The sequence below is a fragment of the Pseudomonas sp. WS 5532 genome, from assembly GCF_012985445.1.
GTDB classification, from domain to species: Bacteria; Pseudomonadota; Gammaproteobacteria; order Pseudomonadales; family Pseudomonadaceae; genus Aquipseudomonas; species Aquipseudomonas edaphica.
In genome coordinates this window covers 59,776-79,992 of sequence record NZ_JAAQWK010000025.1, presented here as the reverse complement: position 1 = coordinate 79,992, position 20,217 = coordinate 59,776, and the positions used below count along the sequence as shown (strand labels likewise).

The window sequence follows — 20,217 nt, the reverse complement described above, 5'->3', positions numbered from 1 at the left end:
AAAACCGGACACTCGGTCCTAATTGAAAGAGCGCGGTGGCCTTACTGGGGCCGCTTCGCAGCCCAACGCAGGGCAAGCCTGCTCGCCACAACAAGCCTGCTTGCCACAACAAGCCTGCTTGCCACAACAAGCCAGGTGGCCACAACAGGCCTGCTCAACGCAGATAATCAGGGCACCGGCCTCACATCAATGCGATACGGCTCGAAGATCTTCAACATCTCCCCGCTCTCACGCAGGTGCTTGAGCAGCTCGGCGAACGCCGCGCCGGTGATCGGCGCTTTGGGCCGTACCAGCGCGTAGTGGTGATACACCTGGTCAATCCGCTCCGAGACCAGGAACTGCCCGGCCATGTCCGCATTACGCACCATGAAGTCGCTCAGGTACGAACGCGTGACCAGCGCAATATCGGCACGCCCGCGCGCCACCATCAGCAGGTTGCTGTCATGGGAGTAGGTCAATGTGGCGTTGAAGTGTTCGGCCATGTTCTTGGGGTCGGGGTTGAAACCGGCAAAGGCGTAGTGATAACCGCTGAACACTGCAAGGCGCTTACCGGCGAGGTCGGTGAAATAGCTTTGGTCGCGGCCGGGCTTACGTTGGGCGACGAAGATTTCTGCATCTTCCAACCCCATGTCGACACTGGTGTGGGAAATATCCTGCCAACCCCAGTCGGGGTTTTCGAAGATGGCCATGTCGACCCGACCTTGCTCGAAATCACGAAAGCGCCGTGGAATCGAAGTCGGCACCAACACAAACTGGTAGTCGGTTTGCGCAGCGTTCAGGGCTTCGACCAGTTGCGGCAACAAACCGGTATCGGCGCCCTGCTCGGGCCGAACGGTGTAGGGCGGGAAGTGCGCGGCGCCGATCCTGACCAATTGCGCGGCCGACGCCGGCAGCCACCACGCGGTGCCCAGTGCCCATATAGTCAGTCCTGCAGCCAGCCGCCATGGCGAAAACATTGAGGCACACACCGTTTAACACTCTGATGGCAATAAGCTAGGCGTTTTTGTCAGGGGAGACAACTTTCCGTCGGCAAATTAATAGCTTGCGCCTCAATCAGCTTTAAGCACCATCAACAGCGCCTCCTCGGCCAACTGCTCGAGGGTCAGGCTGCCTTCGACGCGAAACCAGGTGGTGGTCCAGGACAAGGCGCCGGTCAGGAAGCGTCGAGTGATAAACACATCGCCCCTGATGTAACCCGCCGTCTTGGCCTCGCCCAGCACCTGCAGCCAGATGTCCTCATACACATCGCGCAGCGCCAGCACCTGAGCCTGGCCTTCAGCCGACAGCGAACGCCATTCATAGACCAGCACTGCCATCGCCTCGCCACTGCCGCCCATGATCGACTGCAACTCGCAGCGGATCAGCGCCAGCACGCGCTCACGCACGTTGCTGGCCTCTTCAAGTGATGCGCGCATCATCGCGGTGTTGTAGTGGATGGTTTCCTCCATCACGGCACGCAGGATCTCGTCCTTGCTCTTGAAGTGATGAAAGATACTGCCGGACTGAATGCCCACGGCACTGGCCAAATCACGCACGGTCGTGCGCTCGAAACCCTTGTTGCGAAACAGGTGAGCCGCGGTTTGCAGCAACTTGCCCCGGGCACTGTCGGGGTCGGTCAACTGGCCGCCGTCGACCATGGTGCGCATCACCCGCAGGGCTTTTTGCTCATCCATGCTGCTCTCCTTCATCTCTACTGACGTCTTGGGCGGCAATTTAGGCCGTGGCCGCCAGCCAAGCAAGCGCTTGGGCAAAACTTATATCAACCGTTTACAAACCAAGCGCTTGCTTGGTAGTCTCGACACCAGCCATCGGAGGAAGGATTTCTCATGAGCAAGACGGTTCGTATCGGCTGCGCCAGCGCCTTCTGGGGCGACACCTGCACGGCCGCCGCCCAATTGGTGCACGGCGGCGCCCTGGATTACCTGGTGTTCGACTACCTGGCGGAAGTCACCATGTCGATCCTTGCCGGTGCGCGGATGAAAGATCCCCAGGCCGGTTACGCCACCGATTTCGTCGAGGTGCTCACGCCGTTGCTGGGGGAGATCCAGCGCCAGGGCATCCGTGTGATCAGCAACGCCGGCGGCATCCACCCGCACGCCTGCGCCGCCGCCCTGCAAGCGGCCTGCGACAAGGCCAGTGTGCCGCTGAAAATCGCCGTACTGCTGGGCGACGACCTGCAACCCCAACTCAAGCAATTGCACAACATTACCGATATGTTCAACGACGCGCCCCTGCCGCCAGTGTGCGTCTCGGCCAATGCCTACCTCGGCGCACCCGGCATTGCTCAGGCACTGGCGCTGGGCGCCGATATTGTGATTACCGGGCGCGTGGTCGACAGCGCCGTGGTCAGCGCCGCCTTGGTGCATGAATTCAACTGGTCGTGGCAGGACTACGACCGCCTCGCTCAAGCCGCGCTCGCCGGGCATATCATCGAATGCGGCGCGCAGTGCAGCGGCGGTAACTTCACTGATTGGCGTGATGTACCGGACTACGAGCACATCGGCTTTCCCATCGTCGAAGTCAGCACCGACGGCCAATTTACCGTGAATAAAGTCGCCGGCACCGGTGGGCTGATCAGCGAACTCAGCGTGGCCGAACAGTTGCTGTATGAAATCGGCGACCCGCGCGCGTATTTACTGCCCGAAGTGATCTGCGATTTCAGCCAGGTCAAGCTGCAGCAGCAAGGCCAAAACTGCGTGCGCCTGCACGGCGCCAAGGGTTTACCGCCCACCGACCAGTACAAGGTCAGCGCGACTTACCCCGACGGTTTCCGTTGCACCGCCAGTTGCCTGATTGCCGGGATCGACGCGGTGGCCAAGGCCGAGCGAGTCAGCCAGGCGATCATCAACAAGACCTCGGAACTGTTCAGCCAACGCGGCTGGGCGCCTTACACCGAGGTAAACATTGAACTGCTCGGCAGCGAAGCCACCTACGGTGCCCACGCCCAGCGCCAGGATTGCCGCGAGGTGGTGGTGAAATTGGCGGTACGCCACCCCAGCAAGCAGGCCTTGGTGCTGTTCGCCCGCGAGATCGCCCAGGCGGCGACCGGCATGGCACCCGGCTTGACCGGCATTGTCGGCGGGCGACCGACCGTGTACCCGCTGATCCGGCTGTTTTCATTCCTGATCGACAAATCATCCTGCGCACCGCAGGTCGACTTCCAAGGCGCGCGGCACACCGTTGCGTTGCCTTCATCAGCGCCGATGCGCACACCCGCCGCGCCGATTGATCCACCCAAACCCGAAGGCCGCGCGGACGCCAGTGTGCCCCTGGTGAAACTGGCCGTGGCGCGCTCCGGCGACAAGGGCAACCACAGCAATATCGGCGTAATCGCCCGCCACCCCGACTACCTGCCTTGGATCGCCGAAGCGCTGACCCCGGAGGTGATCGTCGACTGGATGAGCCACGTGCTCGACCCACTTCACGGCCGTGTCGAGCGCTGGTACTTGCCCGGCAGCCACAGCTTGAATTTCCTGCTGGAAAACGCCTTGGGCGGCGGCGGCATCGCCAGCCTGCGCATCGACCCGCAAGGCAAGGCCTTCGCCCAACAATTGCTGGAAATCCCCATCGCCGTGCCGCAACACATAGCCGATCAACTCTCCTAAAGGACCGTCGCCGTGGCCTTCGACTCGATCTTCAAAGCCGACCTGTTCCAGGGGCAAACCGTGATAGTCACTGGCGGCGGCAGTGGCATTGGCCGCTGCACTGCCCATGAACTGGCGGCCCTTGGTGCCAGTGTGATACTGGTGGGGCGCAAGCCGCAAAAGCTGCAACAGGTGGCCGCCGAAATCGCCGAAGACGGCGGCACCGCGCACTGGCTGGCCTGCGATATTCGCGATGAAGAAGCAGTGACAGCGCTGGTCACGCAGATCATCCGCGAGCATGGGCCGATCCATGGGTTGGTGAACAACGCCGGCGGTCAATACCCGTCGCCACTGGCTTCGATCAATCAAAAAGGCTTTGAAACCGTACTGCGCACCAACCTGGTGGGCGGTTTCCTGATGGCCCGTGAAGTGTTCAACCAGTCGATGAACAAGCACGGCGGCGCCATCGTCAACATGCTCGCCGACATGTGGGGCGGCATGCCCGGCATGGGCCACTCGGGTGCTGCACGCTCAGGCATGGACAACTTTACCAAGACCGCCGCTTTCGAATGGGGTTACGCCGGTGTACGCGTCAACGCCGTGGCGCCGGGCTGGATTGCGTCCAGCGGCATGGACACCTACGAAGGCGCGTTCAAGGCAGTGATCCCCACCCTGCGTGAGCACGTGCCGCTCAAGCGCATCGGCACCGAATCGGAAGTCAGCGCGGCCATCGTGTTTTTGCTCAGCCCCGCCGCCGCGTTTATCAGCGGTAGCACCTTGCGCATCGACGGCGCTGCCAGCCTGGGCAGCCGCGCCTGGCCGCTGCACAAGGCGCAGCCGCCGAGCGAGCCGTTCAACGGTTTCCACCGCGCCTATTTACCCGATGTGCTGAAGACGGAGCACTGAACCATGCCGGTGATTGAAAGCCTGATCGACGCCCACAGCCCACAGTTCGCGCACAACCGTGAAGCCATGCTGGCAAGCATCCAACAGTTGCGCCAACTGGAGCACAACCTGCTCGCCAAAGCACAGGAAGCCAAACCCAAGTTCGACAAACGCGGCCAGTTGTTGCCCCGCGAGCGCCTCAACCTGCTGCTGGACCCCGGCGCGCCGTTTCTGGAATTGGCCAGCCTGGCCGGCTACAAACTCCACGATGACAAAGACGGCAGCGCGGCCGGAGGCGGCTTGATCGCCGGTATCGGCTACGTCAGCGGCGTACGCATGCTGGTGGTGGCCAACAACAGCGCGATCAAGGGCGGCACCATTTCGCCGTCCGGCCTGAAAAAATCCCTGCGCCTGCAACAGATCGCCATGGAAAACAAACTGCCGGTGGTGACCCTGGCGGAAAGCGGCGGTGCCAACCTCAATTACGCCGCCGAGATTTTCGTCGAAGGCGCACGCAGCTTCGCCAACCAGGCGCGCATGTCGGCCATGGGCTTGCCGCAGATCACCGTGGTACACGGCTCGGCCACGGCGGGCGGCGCGTATCAACCGGGGCTGTCGGATTACGTGGTGGTGGTGCGCGGCAAGGCCAAGCTGTTTTTGGCCGGGCCGCCGCTGCTCAAGGCCGCCACCGGCGAAGTCGCGACTGATGAAGAGCTGGGCGGCGCCGAGATGCACGCGCAAACCGCCGGCACGGCCGAGTACCTGGCGGAAAACGATGCCGATGGCGTGCGCATCGTGCGCGAAATCGTCAGCCTGCTGCCGTGGGATGATCGCCTGCCACCCGCTCCACAACGGGCTTACAAGGACCCGCTGTATCCTATCGACGAGTTGCTGGGGTTGATCCCCGATGACCCGAAAAAACCCTACGACGTGCGCGAAATCCTCGCACGCCTGGCCGACGGCTCGCACTTTCTGGAGTTCAAAGGCGAGTTCGACGCCCACACCGTCTGCGGCCACTTGCATATCCAGGGCCGCGCCGTCGGTGTGATCGGCAACAACGGCCCCATTACGCCCAAGGGCGCGAGCAAGGCGGCGCAATTTATCCAACTGTGCGACCAGAGCCGCACGCCGCTGCTGTTCCTGCACAACACCACCGGCTTTATGGTCGGCACCGAATCGGAGCAACAAGGCGTGATCAAGCACGGCGCGAAGATGATTCAGGCGGTGGCCAATGCGCGGGTGCCTAAACTCACGGTGGTGGTCGGCGGCTCTTATGGCGCGGGCAACTATGCAATGTGCGGCCGTGGCCTGGACCCGCGTTTTATCTTCGCCTGGCCCAACAGCCGCACGGCGGTGATGGGCGGCGCGCAAGCGGGCAAGGTGCTGCGCATCGTGACTGAGGCCAAGCAATTGAAGGACGGTCTGGTGCCCGACCCCAAGGTGCTGGACATGCTCGAACAGGTCACCGCGCAGAAACTCGACAGCCAGTCCACCGCCCTCTATGGCAGCGCCAACCTGTGGGACGACGGGCTGATAGATCCACGCGATACCCGCACGCTATTGGGGTTCTTGCTGGATATCTGCCACGAGGCCGAGGTGCGCCAACTGCAGCCCAACAGCTTTGGTGTAGCGCGCTGATCGTGCCCACGCTCCGCGTGGTAACGCAGCCAAGGACGCTCCGCGTCCCAATAAGGAGAACAACAACAATGATCTTCACCCAGGAACACCAGGAACTGCGCCGCACCGTGCGTGCCTTCGTCGACCGCGAGATCAACCCGCACGTGGACGAGTGGGAAAAAGCCGGGCGTTTTCCCATTCACGAAATTTTCCGCAAGGCCGGCGACCTCGGCCTGCTGGGCATTTCCAAGCCGGAACAATTCGGCGGCATGGGCCTGGACTACAGCTACTCCATTGTCGCCGCTGAAGAATTTGGCACCATCCGTTGCGGCGGCATCCCCATGTCCATCGGCGTGCAAACCGACATGTGCACGCCCGCCCTCGCCCGCTTCGGCTCCGATGAACTGCGCGACGAATTCCTGCGCCCGGCCATCAGCGGCGAGCAAGTGGGTTGCATCGGCGTCTCGGAAACCGGCGCCGGCTCCGACGTGGCGGGGCTTAAAACCCACGCGCGCAAGGACGGCGGCGACTACGTGATCAACGGCAGCAAAATGTGGATCACCAACTCGCCCAGCGCCGACTTTATCTGCCTGCTGGCCAACACCTCCGACGACAAGCCGCATATCAACAAATCATTGATCATGGTGCCAATGACCACCCCAGGCATCAGCGTCAGCCCGCCGCTGGAAAAGCTCGGCATGCACAGCTCCGAGACCGCCCAAGTATTTTTCGACGGTGTGCGCGTGCCGCAACGCAACCGCATCGGCCACGAAGGCGCAGGGTTCATGATGCAAATGCTGCAGTTCCAGGAAGAACGCCTGTTCGGCGCAGCCAATATGATCAAGGGCCTGGAGCATTGCATCGACAGCACCATCGAATACTGCAAAGAGCGCCAGACCTTCGGCAAGGCGCTGATCGACAACCAGGTGATCCACTTTCGCCTGGCCGAGCTGTCCACCGAAATCGAATGCCTGCGCGCGCTGGTCTACCAGGCCACCGAGCAATACATCAAAGGCCAGGATGTGACACGCCTGGCCTCCATGGCCAAACTCAAGGCCGGGCGCCTGGGCCGTGAGGTCAGCGACAGCTGCCTGCAATACTGGGGCGGCATGGGCTTTATGTGGGACAACCCGGTGGCCCGCGCCTACCGTGACGTGCGGTTGGTATCGATTGGCGGCGGCGCCGACGAAATCATGCTGGGCATCATCTGCAAATTGATGGGCACCCTGCCCGGGAAAAAATCATGAACACCCTGCTGCTCGAGCCGCACAACGGCGTGCTGCACATCACCCTTAACCGCCCCGCCAGCCGCAATGCGATGAGCCTGGAGATGGTCAACGAACTGCGGTCGGTATTGGCACAATTGGACAGCCAGGTGCGCGCCGTGGTGATCAGCGGCGCCGGTGGGCACTTCTGTGCCGGGGCGGATGTGAAAGACATGGTCATGGCGGGCGGGCAGTTGCCGGCGCTGAACCGCGCCTTCGGCACCCTGCTGCAAGCCGTCGAAGCCGTGCCGCAAGTGGTGATCGTGGTGCTGCAAGGCGCGGTGCTGGGCGGCGGCTTTGGGCTGGCGTGCGTGAGTGATATCGCGATTGCCGACCACCAGGCGCAGTTCGGGTTACCTGAGACCAGCCTGGGCTTGTTGCCGGCGCAGATTGCGCCGTTTGTGGTCAAGCGCATTGGCTTGACCCAGGCACGCCGACTGGCGCTGACGGCGGCGCGCTTTGATGGGGTTGAGGCTGAGCGGTTGGGCGTGGTGCATTACGTCGAGCGCGATGCACAAGCCTTGGCGGAACGATTGGATGAGGTGCTGGGGCAGGTGTTGCGCTGTGCGCCGGGGGCGAATGCGCGGACTAAAGCGCTGTTGCTCGCCAGTGTGGAACAGCCGGTCGGCCCGCTGTTGGATCAGGCCGCAGAATGGTTTGCCGAGGCGGTGACGAGTGAGGAAGGGATTGAGGGGACGCAGGCGTTTGTGCAGAAGCGTAAGCCTGGGTGGTCTCGATGACGCCATCGCAGGCAAGCCAGCTCCCACAAGGGGAATGCATTTCAAACTGTGGGAGCTGGCTTGTCGGGTCGCCGCATCGCTGCGATAGGGGCCGAACATTCACCCAATGTGCCAAGGGATAAACCCATGCCTGCATTCACCAAAATCCTGATCGCCAACCGCGGCGAAATCGCCTGCCGCATACAGCGCACCGCCCAAACCCTGGGCTACCGCACCGTCGCCGTCTTCAGCGACGCCGACGCCCAGGCCCTGCACGTGCAAATGGCCGACGAAGCCGTCCACATCGGCCCCGCGCCGGTTAACCAGTCGTACCTCAACATCCCGGCCATCCTCGACGCCGCCAGACGCACAGGCGCCGACGCCATCCACCCCGGCTACGGCTTCCTCTCCGAAAACGCTGGATTCGCCCAAGCCTGCCTGGACGCCGGCCTCACCTTCATCGGCCCCAGCGTTGCCGCCATCGAGCTGATGGGCAGCAAACGCCAGTCCAAACTCGCCATGCTCGACGCGGGTGTGCCGTGCATCGCCGGTTACCAAGGCAATGCCCAGGATGACGCGACCTTGCAGCAAGAAGCCAACCGTATCGGCTACCCGCTGATGATCAAAGCCAGTGCCGGCGGTGGCGGGCGTGGCATGCGCCTGGTCCACGACGGCAGCCAACTGCTCGATCAACTGCGTACCGCACGCTCCGAAGCCCTCAACGCGTTTGGCAGCGACGAACTGATCCTCGAACAAGCTTTGATCGACCCGCGCCACGTTGAAATCCAACTGTTCGGCGACAGCCACAGCAACCTCATTTACCTGGGCGAACGCGACTGCTCGATCCAGCGCCGCCACCAGAAAGTCATCGAAGAAGCGCCCTGCCCGGTGATGACACCTGCGCTGCGCCAGGCCATGGGCGAAGCTGCGCTGAAGGCTGGGCGTGCGGTCAATTACGTCGGCGCCGGCACCGTCGAATTTTTGCTCGACCGCAACGGCCACTTCTACTTCCTGGAGATGAACACCCGCCTGCAAGTGGAGCACCCGGTCACCGAACTGATCACGGGGTTGGACTTGGTTGAGTTGCAACTGAACATCGCCGCTGGCGAACCGCTGCCCTTGCAACAGGCCGACGTGACCCTGACCGGCCACGCCATGGAAGTGCGCCTGTACGCCGAAGACCCGGCCCAGGGCTTTTTGCCGCAAACCGGCGATGTGCTGCGCTGGGAGCCGGCTGCCCAGGTACGCATCGACCACGGCGTGCTCGAGGGCCAGCGCATCAGCCCGTTCTATGACGCCATGCTGGGCAAAATCATCGCCCACGGCGCCACCCGCGAAGAGGCCCGGCGCAAATTGCTGCGCGCAGTGCAAGACACCGTGTTACTGGGCGTCACCACCAACCAGGGTTTGCTGGTGGACCTGCTCGGGCAAGCGGACTTTATCGCAGGCGAGTTCAGTACCGGGTTTATCGCCAAACACTTCAATGACATCCCACGTCACGCCGCGACAAAGGAGCAGGTCGCGCTGGCCGCCGCACTGTTTTACCAACACAGCGCCAACACCCACCGCCAAGGCTTGTCGGGATGGCGCAACAAGGCCGCCTGGCGCTATCGCCTGGCGGTGAACGACGAGGTGCAGGACCTCGACGTCAACGTATTGGACGGCAACCATCTGCAAGCCAACGGCATCGAGATCCATGACCTGACCACCGACGGCCGCTGGGCCACACTGGTGATCGACGGTATTCGCCGTCGCCTGCCCTACCATCTGGACGACACTCAGCTCTGGCTGCCGGGCGTGAAGATCATCAACCGCACCCAACACGTCGCCAGCCGCCAGGCCGACGCCAGCACCGGCATCGTCAAGGCACCGATGGACGGCGCGATTGTCGATATCCGCGTGAGCGCCGGTGAAAGCGTCAGCAAAGGCCAACTGCTGCTGGTGCTCGAAGCCATGAAAATGGAACATCCGCTGACGGCCGGCATCGACGGTGTGATCAAGGGTGTGCAGGTCGTCGCAGGTGATCAAGTGCGCAATCGCCAGGTTTTGCTGGAGATCGAATAACACCCTAGGCGGAACTACACGGCCCAGCTACGCTCTATCCCCATCAGGAAAGGACGAGTACGGGAACCTGCACGATGCCCCATTGGCTGATTATTGACCTTGAAGCCACAACGGATGAAGGCGGCTGGCCCGTGACGGAGATGGAAGTCATCGAGATCGGCGCCAGCCTCGTGAACCGCCAGGGCCGCGAACTGGATCACTTCCAGCGCTTTGTGCGGCCGCTGCGTCGCCCCTTGCTGACGCCGTTCTGTCGCCAACTCACGCATATCACCCAGGCCAACATCGACGCGGCGGCGCCGATCACCGAGGTGTGGCCCTTGTTTGAGCGTTGGCTGGGCCAACATCAAGCGCGCCTGGAAGGCTGGGCCAGCTGGGGCGACTACGACCGCGCGCAGCTTGAACTTGAATGGCAACGCCATGGCCTGACCAGCGCGCTCGCCCAGACCGCGCATGTGAACCTCAAGCAGCGTTTCGCCAAGGCCCGGCGGCTGGACAAGCCCTTGGGGCTCAACGGTGCGCTGCAATTGGCGGGGATGCAGTTCCATGGCCAGCAACATCGGGCATTGGAAGACGCGCGCAACACCGCACGCCTGCTGCCGTTGATTTTGCCGGTCTAGGCAGCACCCCCGGCCTTGGGCATACTGGCCGACCTTTCCAGACCCTTTTCCGAGGATTCACCCATGTTCAAAGTCAACGAGTACTTCGACGGCACCGTCAAGTCGATCGCTTTCGGCACCGCAGAGGGCCCTGCGACCATCGGCGTGATGGCACCGGGTGAATACGAATTCGGCACCGCCCAGCGTGAAATCATGCACGTGGTGTCCGGCGCCCTGTCCGTCAAGCTGCCAGACGCCAACGCCTGGGAAACCTTCGCCGCCGGCAGCCAGTTCAACGTGCCGGCCAACAGCAAGTTCCAACTGAAGGTTGCCGTAGACACCGCTTACCTGTGCGAATACCGCGGCTAAGGGTTACAGCGCAAAAAAAATGCCCGTCTCGCAGGAGACGGGCATTTTTTATTCCAGGATCGTCACGGGCATTCCGACGGCTAATTCACCGCTGCCATCGTTGACCAGGTTCTGGCCGAACATCACGTCACCGCCCTGCTCACGGTAGGTCTTGAGTGTCGCCAGCGGCTCACGGTCGGCGCTGCGCTCGCCGCTGGCCGGGTCGATGGTGGTGAGGATGCAGCGCGAGCACGACTTGACCACGCGAAACTCCACGTCGCCGATACGCAGGCGTTTCCAACCGTCTTCGGCGAAGGCCTCGCTGCCTTCAATCACTAGATTGGGACGGAAACGCAGCATTTCCATCGGCCGGCCGATGCGCTGGGACAAGTCGTCCAACGAGGCTTGGCCGATCAGCAGCAAGGGGAAACCATCGGCAAAACCGACCTGATCGTCGTCCTTGCCATAACCGGCCTCGGTAGTACGTGCACGTGCCAGCGGCACCTGCACCAGCCGCGTGGGCTTGCCGATAAAGTCGCTGACCCAGGCCGCCGCCGCATCGCCGGCATCCGGCACACGCAGTGTGTCGCGCCATATCGTCACGCCGCGCAACTCGGCATCGCTGCCCGGCAGCGCCACGTCCAGCGTGGCAAAGCCAGGCGAATTCAGGGTCAGGCCACCGGCGCTGTTCCACAACGCCGACAACTGGCTCATCTTCGCCACCGCCCGCTGGGTCAGGAATCGGCCACTGGCTTCGTCCACCAGCATCCAGCGTCGATCCCCATCCAGCCCGAGTTTATCCAGGCCGATGTGCTGCAAGGCTTCGGCCTTGCCGGACTTCAAGGGGTAACGGTACAGCGCGCTGAGACGAAGCATGGGCCTGCATTCCTGAGGGGGACAAAGCGCCACCCTATAGGACGGGACTTCCAGAATCAAAGGTCGCTGGAGCTCTTGTGACCGGTAAGCTTACTGTGGCGAGCAGGCTTGCCCTGCGTTGGGGGGCGAAGCGGCCCTGAAACCAGGCGCTTTGGTTTTGCCTGAGGTTACGCGGTGTGTTTATTGGGGCTGCTTCGCAGCCCAACGCAGGGCAAGCCTGCTCGCCACAACAAGCCTGCTTGCCACAACAAGCCTGCCTGCCATCACGAGACTGCCTGCCACAATAGGCCGCCTGCTCAGGCGGGCACTTCGTCCAACATCAAGCGTTGGCGCACCACATCCACCAGCTTGTCGGGCTGGAATTTGGACAGGAAGTTGTCGCAACCGACCTTTTTGACCATTGAGTCGTTGAAGCTGCCCGACAGCGAGGTGTGCAGCACCACATAAAGGCCACGCAGGCGCGGGTCGTTGCGGATTTCGGTGGTCAGGCGGTAGCCGTCCATCTCGGGCATTTCGGCGTCGGTGAAGATCATCAGCAATTTGTCGGTCATGACCTGGCCGCTGTCGGCCCAGGCCTTGAGCATGTTCAGCGCCTTGAGGCCGTCGCTGGCAATGTGCATCTTCACGCCGAGTTGCCCCAGGGTGTCGCGCAGTTGCGAGAGGGCCACGTTGGAATCGTCCACCAGCAGCACTTCGCGGCCACGGGCGCGTTCCAGCACCGGGTCTTCGAGTTTTTCCCGCGAGACTTTGGCGTTGTACGGCACGATTTCGGCGAGGACTTTTTCCACGTCGATGATTTCCACCAATTGGTCATCGACCTTGCTGATGGCCGTGAGGTAATGCTGGCGCCCGGCGCTGGCCGGTGGCGGCAGGATGGCTTCCCAGTTCATGTTGACGATGCGGTCCACACCGCCCACCAGGAAGGCCTGCACCGAACGGTTGTACTCGGTGACGATAATCGTGCTGTTCGGCCCCGGCACCAGCGGGCGCATGCCGATGGCCTGTGACAGGTCAATGACCGGCAGGGTCTGGCCACGCAGGTTGACCACGCCGCATACAAACGGGTGACGCTGGGGCATCAGGGTCAACTTGGGCAGTTGCAGGACTTCCTGAACCTTGAACACGTTGATCGCAAACAATTGCCGCCCGGCCAGGCGAAACATGAGGATCTCCAGGCGATTCTCACCCACCAGTTGCGTGCGTTGATCTACCGTGTCGAGAATGCCGGCCATTAAAAGCTCCTGATGTGGGATTGTGCAGCTCACTTAAGGGTGGTTATCGGCGGCAAGCGCCAGACCTTGACCCCGGTAAAATGCCATGTAAATACATTGATGTCACACTGACATCATGGTTTACTGCAATCCGCTCTCCAGACGGCAGTACAGCGACCTTGCGCGACATTCAAATCGACGTAGGGTTCCGCTGTGTAAGGGATTCCCCTATGCACAATCAGGCCCGACCTGATATTCGCGATATCTAATAGCCATTAATGTGACGCCATTCTCATTGCATGAATGGAGTCAGGCTTTTGTTTGCCATCCCAAGCCCTCGGCCCACAGGTCTTCCAGACTTATACGTGGCGGCAACCAAAGTTGTGCAAATGACCCGAATGACCAGGGCCTTCCACGGCTACTCTGATCATTCAAGTAACGGTCCTACTGAAATTTCAGAAGCAGGCTACAGATCTCAGTCATATTTCAGCGGTAGTTTTACGCCATTCACCCGGTGCGACATCTCATCACCCGACCTTATGTTGCGGAGACTTGCATGATGAATAGCGCAAACGAATGGCAGACTGCACTTCCCGAGTTTCTGCTGGAAGCCGAAAAGCTTTTGGCCAAGTCAGAAGAGTGCCTGCACCATTTACATCTGATTCGCAACGACAGCGATGCCATCGACTGCATGAAAACCAGCCTGGCCAAGCTGGCGGAAAAAGCCGAAGGCCTGGCCCTGCAGGCGATCAGCGAGTTTTCCCGACATATCCAATACCTGATCGCCAACGCCGCAAGCCCCATGGAGCTGCACGACCAGGCGCTGAGTGCCCTGCATGACTGCCTGACGCTGCTGGCCTGGCAACTGGAGCTGATCGACATCCGCACCGGCGAACTGACGCTGGATGACAGCGAACAAACCACACTGATCGCGACCGTCACTTTGCAGATCCCGCAGAAAGACTTCACGCATAAACCACAACAGCGCGTACATCACGCGTCCTGAGTACTGACAGGTCGTATTTGATCGTCGAGTTATCTAAAAACGACCGTACATTCAACGGTCGACAATGATGCGTGGGCGATATATATCAATTAGCCATCAACGCAATATCGATACAAACAAACCAAATTAATATAACTATGCTGAGTAAACCGCTGGCTCTTTGAACTACGGAGTCAGGTTCCTCGGCGTTTGGCGCAGATTAGGCGGCACCGGGTAAGGCGCCAGGCGACCGACGGTAATAGTGGTGGTACTATGCCCCGTTCGAAGTGACTCAACTTCATCATGTATAAAAAAACGTTCCAGCACCGTATTCCACACAGAGCCCTGTCAGCCGCAGTGACCGGTCTTCCCGCAGCGAACCTTCATTGGCTCCATCCGCTATGTACGCCAGCCTAAAGTCACTCATCGCAAGGTCCGTGTCCCGCAGCAATGCTCGCCGCCTGGCCCTCGCCCTGTGCCTTTGCTCGCTGTTGGTCAGTCTGTGGGCCTACACACGCTCAGCGCCCCTGCCTTTGTTGATAGTGCTGCTCAACCTGGCCACCCTGGTGGTGGTGGGGCTGCAGCAGTGGCGCTCGCGCAAGTCGATAAAATTCCAGCCGCAGGAACTGGCCGACCGCCTGCTACAGGTCCAGGAAAACGAACGCCACCGCCTCAGCCGCGAACTGCATGACGATATCGGCCAACTGCTGACCGCCGCCAAACTGCAAAGCGAATGGCTCAAGCGTCGCCTGCCCGACGACCTGCAAAGCCAATGCACGGTGTTATGCAATACCTTGAACGAAACCCTGGCCAAAGTGCGCGACGTGTCCGCCATCCTCAACCCCCGCCAGTTGGCCAGCCTGGGCCTTGAGGCGAGCCTGCGCGCGCACTTGCTCAAGACCCTGGAAAACACCTCGGTGCACTGGAGCCTGGAATGCCAGCAGCGCCTGACCGGCATCCCGGAAGAAATGGCCGTGGCCGCCTTTCGCATCACCCAGGAAGCGGTGACCAATATGTTGCGCCATGCCCAGGCGCAGAATTTGCTGGTACGCCTGCAACGCCTGCCCGAAGGCCTGTCGCTGATGATCTGCGATGACGGCCTGGGCTTTTCACCGGCGACCAACCCAGGCCTTGAAGGCCAACGAGGCATGGCCGGCATGACCGAGCGCATCGACCAACTGGGCGGTGCATTGTCTGTCAGCAGCCAGCCAGGCAAAGGCACACGCATCGACGCGCTTTTTCCCTGGGCGCCCCGCGCCCTCGAACGGGCCAATTCCCCTAAGGTTCTCGAGTGACTTGCAACTTACTCCTGGTGGATGACCACGCACTGATCCGGGCCGGCGTACGCGCGCTGATCCAGGATATCCAAGGCTACAGCGTGATCGGCGAGGCCAGCGATGGCGCGCAATTGCTGGAGACATTCAGCGCGCTGCAGCCAGATATCGTGCTGCTCGACCTGTCGATGAAATACACCGGCGGCCTCGACGCCCTTCAGCAACTCAAGGCGGCCTACCCCAAAAGCAAGGTGCTGATCCTGTCGATGCACACCGACCCGGAGCTGATCATGCGCGCGCTGGAGTCCGGCGCCCATGGCTACCTGCTCAAGGACACCACCGCCAGCGAGCTGGAACATGCCCTGCTGGCCTTGCGTAACAACGAGCGCTACCTGAGCCCTGCGATTGCCCACACGGTGATCAACCAGGCGCTGATCCGCAGCCAGGGGCCTGTCTCCTCCGCCGCCGACAGCCATAACCTTACGGCGCGCCAGCTGGAGATCCTGCGTTTGATCGTGCGCGGCAAGTCCACCCGGGAAATCGCCCATGGCCTGGGCTTGAGTATCAAGACAGTGGAAGCGCATCGCTCGCAGATCATGAAACGCCTGCAGATCTTCGACGTGGCGGGCCTGGTGTTATTCGCCGTTCGTGAGCAGATCATCAGCCTGGACGACTAACGGCGAGCCCAGCGGCAAGTGCACGCGCAGGGCCTTGGGCAGCGCGGAAAAACGCAGGTCATCGCCTTTCAATGGCTCGCCATCAAGGTTGATATACAGCCCTTCGGCCACTTTGATCTCGACCCATGGCAGGCGCGCGCGCACAAACATATTGTCCAGGCCCCAGCCGTCACTCATCAGGGTCATCAGCGTGCCGACCACTTCCTGGGGCGCCGGCAAAATACTGATATCAAGCAAGCCATCATCGGCCAGCGCGCCAGGGCACAGCACATGCCCACCGCCCGCCTGGCGGCCGTTGCCGATGCCCAGTGCAAGCAAATCGCCCTTCCAGTGAAAGCCCGGCCCTTCCAGCTCGCCATACGCCGCCTTCAACTCGCTGAAACGCGACAGCCCGGTGAACAGATACGCCGCGCCGCCCAGCACTTTTTTCAGGTCTTCAGAGGTATTGGCGGTGACCTGGCTACCAAAGCCGCCGGTGGCCATATTGAGGAACATCTGCCCACCGGCCTGACCGAGGTCGATGGCCCTGGGCGGCACATCCAGCAGCGCCAGCGCGCGTTCAGGCTCCAGCGGCACACCGGCGGCGCGGGCAAAGTCGTTGGCGGTGCCCAGCGGCATCAACACCAGGCTGGCGTCGGTCTTGGCCAAGGCCATGGCCTCGGCTACATCACGCAACGTGCCGTCGCCACCACCGGCGATCAAGTGGGTATAACCGTCGGCCAAGGCTTCATTGACCAGGCGCTGGGCATCGCCGCCCTCCCACGTCACCCGTACCGCCAGCTCCCAACCCTGCTCGCGCCGGGCCTGCACGGCAGCGCGCACGTCCTCATTGAGGGCTTGCTTGCCGTGCAGGATCAACAGTGCTTTGGGGGTGGTCATGGGGGCATTCTCCTGGGTTCAAGGGTTCCTGAAGGATGTGGACCTTTGAGGAGAAGAAAAAAGCCATCTGCTTGAAAATTAATTCGTCGCCGGGTTACATCAATTTCAAAGCCTGCGATTAAAAACCGACTACATTAAAACCAATGGTGCAGCGTTAACCGCTGGCGAGTCGCCAAAATTTTTGCTCAGGAGAGCCAGAATGAAAGACGACTCAACAGACGATAAACCCGCAATCGCCGCGCCCCTGGCTCGCCGGGACTTCCTCGGCAAAACCAGCCTGCTGGTTGGCAGCGCCGCGCTCGGGGTTGCTTTTGGCCCGTTGGCGCGCGCGGCACAGTCTCCCGGATCAGCCGAGGAACAACTGGAAGTGCCGGCCTGGACAAAAACCTTGGGCGGTCCCACCGGTGTGCCTTACGGTAAACCGTCCAGCTTTGAGACGGATGCGGTGCGCAATCTCTACCCCGGGCTTACCGAGCGCATGTCGGCTTACAGTACTTCGCCCCTGCAGGAACTGGACGGCATCATTACGCCCAACGGGCTGTTTTTTGAACGCCATCACGCCGGCGTGCCAGCGATTGACCCGGCCAGGCACTTCCTGGTGATTCATGGGCTGACCGACACAGCCTTGCTGTTCACCCTCGATGAGCTACGCCAGTTTCCCGCCGTCTCGCGCATCCACTTCATCGAATGCTCGGGCAACCCTTCATTCCTGCCGCCCTGGGGCAAAACCGCCGCTGAAGTCGCGGGCCTGGTCAGCTGTGCCGAGTGGATCGGCGTGCCGCTGAAAACCTTGCTGCACGCGGCTGGCCTTAAGCCAGGGGCGAAATGGGTTGTGGCTGAAGGCGCCGATGGCGCCGCCATGACCCGCAGCCTGCCGCTCGAAAAATGCCTGGATGACGTGTTGGTCGCCTACAGCCAAAACGGCGAAAGGCTGCGCCCCGAGCAAGGTTACCCCCTGCGTCTTATCGTTCCGGGTTATGAAGGCAATACCCACATCAAGTGGCTGCGCCGCCTGCATGTCACCGATGCCCCGGCGTACAGCCGTGAAGAAACGGCCAAATACACCGACTTGATGCCAGATGGGCGAGCCAGGAAGTTCTCCTTCGTGATGGAGTGCAAGTCACTCATCACGGCCCCGTCCGGCACCCAGACACTCACCCGCAAAGGCCCGCATGAAATACGCGGGATCGCCTGGAGCGGCAACGGAAAAATCACCCGCGTGGACGTGTCCGTCGACGGCGGGAACAACTGGTATGCGGCCACGCTGCAGGAGCCGGTGCTGAACAAATGCCTGACGGTGTTTCGCGCGCCCTTCCAATGGCTGGGCAAAGAAATGCTCATCATGAGCCGCGCCATCGACGAGACCGGCTACGTGCAACCCAGCCTGGAACAATTGAAAGCCGTGCGCGGGGACTTCTCGTTCTACCACAACAATGCAATCCAGCCCTGGCGCATCAACGCCAATGGGGAGGTGAGCAATGGCCGTGCATAACCTTACCGCCATGGCATTGGGGCTACTGAGCATGGGCGTGGTCGCATGCGCATCGACGGCTGCGCAATCCGGCTTGGGGCAGCCGGTGACAGAGCACTACATCGCCCGCTGGGACATCGACGTCGCTCCCGATGGCAAGAGCCTGCCCGCCGGACAAGGCACGGTCATGGAAGGCGAAAAGGTCTATCAAACCAGCTGCCTTGGCTGCCACGGCGCCAACCTGGAGGGCGGCACTGGCCCGGCACTAATGGGCGGCGCAGGCTCGCTCCCCACATCCAAACCGGTCAAAACTGTCGGCAGTTATTGGCCCTACGCAACCACCCTGTTCGACTATGTCAGGCGCACCATGCCCTTCCAGCAACCACAGTCGTTGAGCAATGATCAGGTGTACGCAGTGGTGGGTTATATCCTCAACAAAAACGAGATAGTGGAAGCGAACGCCACGGTGGATGCTGCCACCCTCACTCATCTGAAAATGCCCAATCGCGACGGCTTCTACGTCGACGACAGGCCGGATGTGCGTGTGGAGCCTTGCTATAAGGAATGTATCGGCAGCCCGAAAGCACATTGATGCGCTTTTGATCCAACCACTCCGGTCGGCTTTCGATCTCAAGCGCAGATCAAAAGACCGCTGATTTCGCCAGCGAAAAGGATGTAATGGCCAGAGCAACAGAACAATACTCGGTCAACTGTGGGAGCTGGCTTGCCTGCGATGCAGGCACTTGGGTACATCAGGTACACCGAGTTGATGCCATCGCAGGCAAGCCAGCTCCCACATTTCGACCGCGGTGTCTCAGAGGATCGCCGCAATCAGCTCTTGTGCAACTTGCTCATCAACTGCGCCTCAGCCTGGGTCAACCCACACGACTGCGTCAGCTCATCCACCGTCGCCCCCATGCCGACCAATTTGGCCGCCTGGGCAAACGACAGGCTTGAAGGATCACGCTGCTCGATCTGCGCCAACTTATCCGGCAACGGCCCAAGAATCGCGCGCAGTTCATGCACTTCATCCCCGACCTTCACCGCACTCTGCTGGAAGTGATCCACACGCTTGACCAAATCCAGAATCCGTCGGTCACGCACAGCATCGCGCTCGGCCTGCTGCACGGCCAGCTCCCGTTGCTGGCGCATATAGCGCAGCAGGAATGCCAACGTCCCGGCCCACAACAGGGCCAGGACAATCACCGCCGCATCAAGGAACAATCAGATGCTCTCCAGTTCCGACCATTCTTCTTCGCTCATCATCTTGTCCAACTCAACCAGAATCAACAGCTCGTTGTTCTTGTTGCACACGCCCTGGATGAACTTGGCCGACTCTTCGTTACCGACGTTCGGCGCGGTTTCCACTTCCGATTGGCGCAGGTAAACCACTTCAGCCACGCTGTCGACCATGATACCGACCACTTGCTTGTCGGCTTCGATGATCACGATACGCGTGTTGTCGTTGACTTCAGTAGGCATCAGGCCAAAACGCTGGCGGGTATCGATCACCGTCACCACGTTGCCACGCAGGTTGATGATGCCCAACACGTAGCTCGGCGCGCCTGGAACCGGGGCGATTTCGGTGTAGCGCAGCACTTCCTGCACGCGCATCACGTTAATGCCGTAGGTTTCATTGTCCAGTTTGAAGGTAACCCATTGCAGGATCGGATCATCCAAACCTTGTGCGGATGCTGACTTGTTCATACCCCTGACCCCTTCAGTGTGTGCTTCTTCGACCGCGCAACCGCACGGCCCTTATTGTT

20 protein-coding genes are annotated in these 20,217 nt (G+C 61.2%); 13 read left to right on the top strand and 7 right to left on the bottom strand.

Translation table 11 applies throughout. From position 1 onward, the window contains the following. Positions 1-167 precede the first annotated feature (167 nt). On the bottom strand, positions 168-956 hold the full coding sequence (locus HBO23_RS29375) for a transporter substrate-binding domain-containing protein (RefSeq protein ID WP_017134981.1): 789 nt from the start codon (positions 954-956) through the stop codon (positions 168-170). A gap of 93 nt (positions 957-1,049) precedes the next feature. Further along, positions 1,050-1,673, bottom strand: a complete 624-nt coding sequence (locus HBO23_RS29370) for a TetR/AcrR family transcriptional regulator (protein WP_170040653.1) — start codon at positions 1,671-1,673, stop codon at positions 1,050-1,052. Positions 1,674-1,826: 153 nt separating this feature from the next. Here HBO23_RS29370 and HBO23_RS29365 point away from each other — a divergent pair, with 153 nt between their 5' ends. The 8 genes from HBO23_RS29365 (at position 1,827) to HBO23_RS29330 (ending at position 11,099) form a co-directional block, all read left to right on the top strand. Further along, a complete protein-coding gene (locus HBO23_RS29365) occupies positions 1,827-3,605 on the top strand; it encodes an acyclic terpene utilization AtuA family protein (RefSeq protein WP_170040652.1) in 1,779 nt (592 codons plus the stop codon). A gap of 12 nt (positions 3,606-3,617) precedes the next feature. After that, positions 3,618-4,490: an SDR family oxidoreductase gene (locus HBO23_RS29360; RefSeq protein ID WP_138448964.1), complete on the top strand. Its 873-nt coding sequence runs from the start codon at positions 3,618-3,620 to the stop codon at positions 4,488-4,490. A 3-nt stretch (positions 4,491-4,493) separates the two neighbouring features. After that, positions 4,494-6,107, top strand: coding sequence for a geranyl-CoA carboxylase subunit beta (gene atuC, locus HBO23_RS29355; protein WP_170040651.1), 1,614 nt, complete (start codon positions 4,494-4,496; stop codon positions 6,105-6,107). Positions 6,108-6,175: 68 nt separating this feature from the next. After that, positions 6,176-7,333: a citronellyl-CoA dehydrogenase gene (gene atuD / locus HBO23_RS29350; RefSeq protein WP_017134976.1), complete on the top strand. Its 1,158-nt coding sequence runs from the start codon at positions 6,176-6,178 to the stop codon at positions 7,331-7,333. Next, positions 7,330-8,091, top strand: coding sequence for an enoyl-CoA hydratase-related protein (locus tag HBO23_RS29345; RefSeq protein ID WP_138448967.1), 762 nt, complete (start codon positions 7,330-7,332; stop codon positions 8,089-8,091). The genes atuD and HBO23_RS29345 overlap by 4 nt, the downstream gene beginning before the upstream one ends. A 126-nt stretch (positions 8,092-8,217) precedes the next feature. Continuing rightward, entirely contained in the window at positions 8,218-10,134 is a 1,917-nt protein-coding gene (locus HBO23_RS29340; protein WP_170040650.1) for an acetyl/propionyl/methylcrotonyl-CoA carboxylase subunit alpha, read from the top strand. A 74-nt stretch (positions 10,135-10,208) separates the two neighbouring features. After that, entirely contained in the window at positions 10,209-10,751 is a 543-nt protein-coding gene (locus tag HBO23_RS29335) for an exonuclease domain-containing protein (RefSeq protein ID WP_017134973.1), read from the top strand. 63 nt (positions 10,752-10,814) lie between these two features. Next, on the top strand, positions 10,815-11,099 hold the full coding sequence (locus HBO23_RS29330) for a pyrimidine/purine nucleoside phosphorylase (protein ID WP_010566373.1): 285 nt from the start codon (positions 10,815-10,817) through the stop codon (positions 11,097-11,099). A gap of 48 nt (positions 11,100-11,147) precedes the next feature. Here HBO23_RS29330 and HBO23_RS29325 read toward each other — a convergent pair whose 3' ends face one another. Beyond that, positions 11,148-11,954 (bottom strand): MOSC domain-containing protein, encoded by an 807-nt coding sequence (locus tag HBO23_RS29325; protein WP_170040649.1) that lies wholly within the window; start codon positions 11,952-11,954, stop codon positions 11,148-11,150. Between the two features lie 296 nt (positions 11,955-12,250). Beyond that, positions 12,251-13,186: a chemotaxis protein CheV gene (locus HBO23_RS29320; protein ID WP_017134971.1), complete on the bottom strand. Its 936-nt coding sequence runs from the start codon at positions 13,184-13,186 to the stop codon at positions 12,251-12,253. Between the two features lie 535 nt (positions 13,187-13,721). Here HBO23_RS29320 and HBO23_RS29315 point away from each other — a divergent pair. The 3 genes from HBO23_RS29315 (at position 13,722) to HBO23_RS29305 (ending at position 16,101) form a co-directional block, all read left to right on the top strand. Beyond that, positions 13,722-14,171 (top strand): hypothetical protein, encoded by a 450-nt coding sequence (locus tag HBO23_RS29315; RefSeq protein WP_169984806.1) that lies wholly within the window; start codon positions 13,722-13,724, stop codon positions 14,169-14,171. A 380-nt stretch (positions 14,172-14,551) separates the two neighbouring features. Further along, a complete protein-coding gene (locus HBO23_RS29310; RefSeq protein ID WP_026013517.1) occupies positions 14,552-15,445 on the top strand; it encodes a sensor histidine kinase in 894 nt (297 codons plus the stop codon). Then, complete coding sequence (locus tag HBO23_RS29305) at positions 15,442-16,101, top strand: response regulator transcription factor (RefSeq protein ID WP_017134968.1); 660 nt, start codon at positions 15,442-15,444, stop codon at positions 16,099-16,101. Before HBO23_RS29310 ends, HBO23_RS29305 begins: the two co-directional genes overlap by 4 nt. On the opposite strand, the gene yegS is transcribed toward HBO23_RS29305, so the two are convergent. Then, positions 16,060-16,980 carry a lipid kinase YegS gene (yegS, locus tag HBO23_RS29300; RefSeq protein WP_170040648.1) on the bottom strand — a complete coding sequence of 307 codons (921 nt, stop codon included), beginning with the start codon at positions 16,978-16,980 and terminating at the stop codon, positions 16,060-16,062. The genes HBO23_RS29305 and yegS overlap by 42 nt on opposite strands. A gap of 199 nt (positions 16,981-17,179) precedes the next feature. Between yegS and soxC the strand changes: the two genes are divergently transcribed. After that, on the top strand, positions 17,180-18,472 hold the full coding sequence (gene soxC / locus HBO23_RS29295; RefSeq protein ID WP_170040647.1) for a sulfite dehydrogenase: 1,293 nt from the start codon (positions 17,180-17,182) through the stop codon (positions 18,470-18,472). Further along, positions 18,459-19,043, top strand: coding sequence for a cytochrome c (locus HBO23_RS29290; RefSeq protein ID WP_170040646.1), 585 nt, complete (start codon positions 18,459-18,461; stop codon positions 19,041-19,043). The genes soxC and HBO23_RS29290 overlap by 14 nt, the downstream gene beginning before the upstream one ends. 239 nt (positions 19,044-19,282) lie before the next feature. On the opposite strand, the gene HBO23_RS29285 is transcribed toward HBO23_RS29290, so the two are convergent. Both HBO23_RS29285 and HBO23_RS29280 read right to left on the bottom strand, forming a co-directional pair. After that, positions 19,283-19,675, bottom strand: coding sequence for a DUF2802 domain-containing protein (locus HBO23_RS29285; protein ID WP_017134964.1), 393 nt, complete (start codon positions 19,673-19,675; stop codon positions 19,283-19,285). Then, positions 19,676-20,158 (bottom strand): chemotaxis protein CheW, encoded by a 483-nt coding sequence (locus HBO23_RS29280; protein ID WP_017134963.1) that lies wholly within the window; start codon positions 20,156-20,158, stop codon positions 19,676-19,678. It abuts the gene before it with no gap. Between the last annotated feature and the right edge of the window lie 59 nt (positions 20,159-20,217).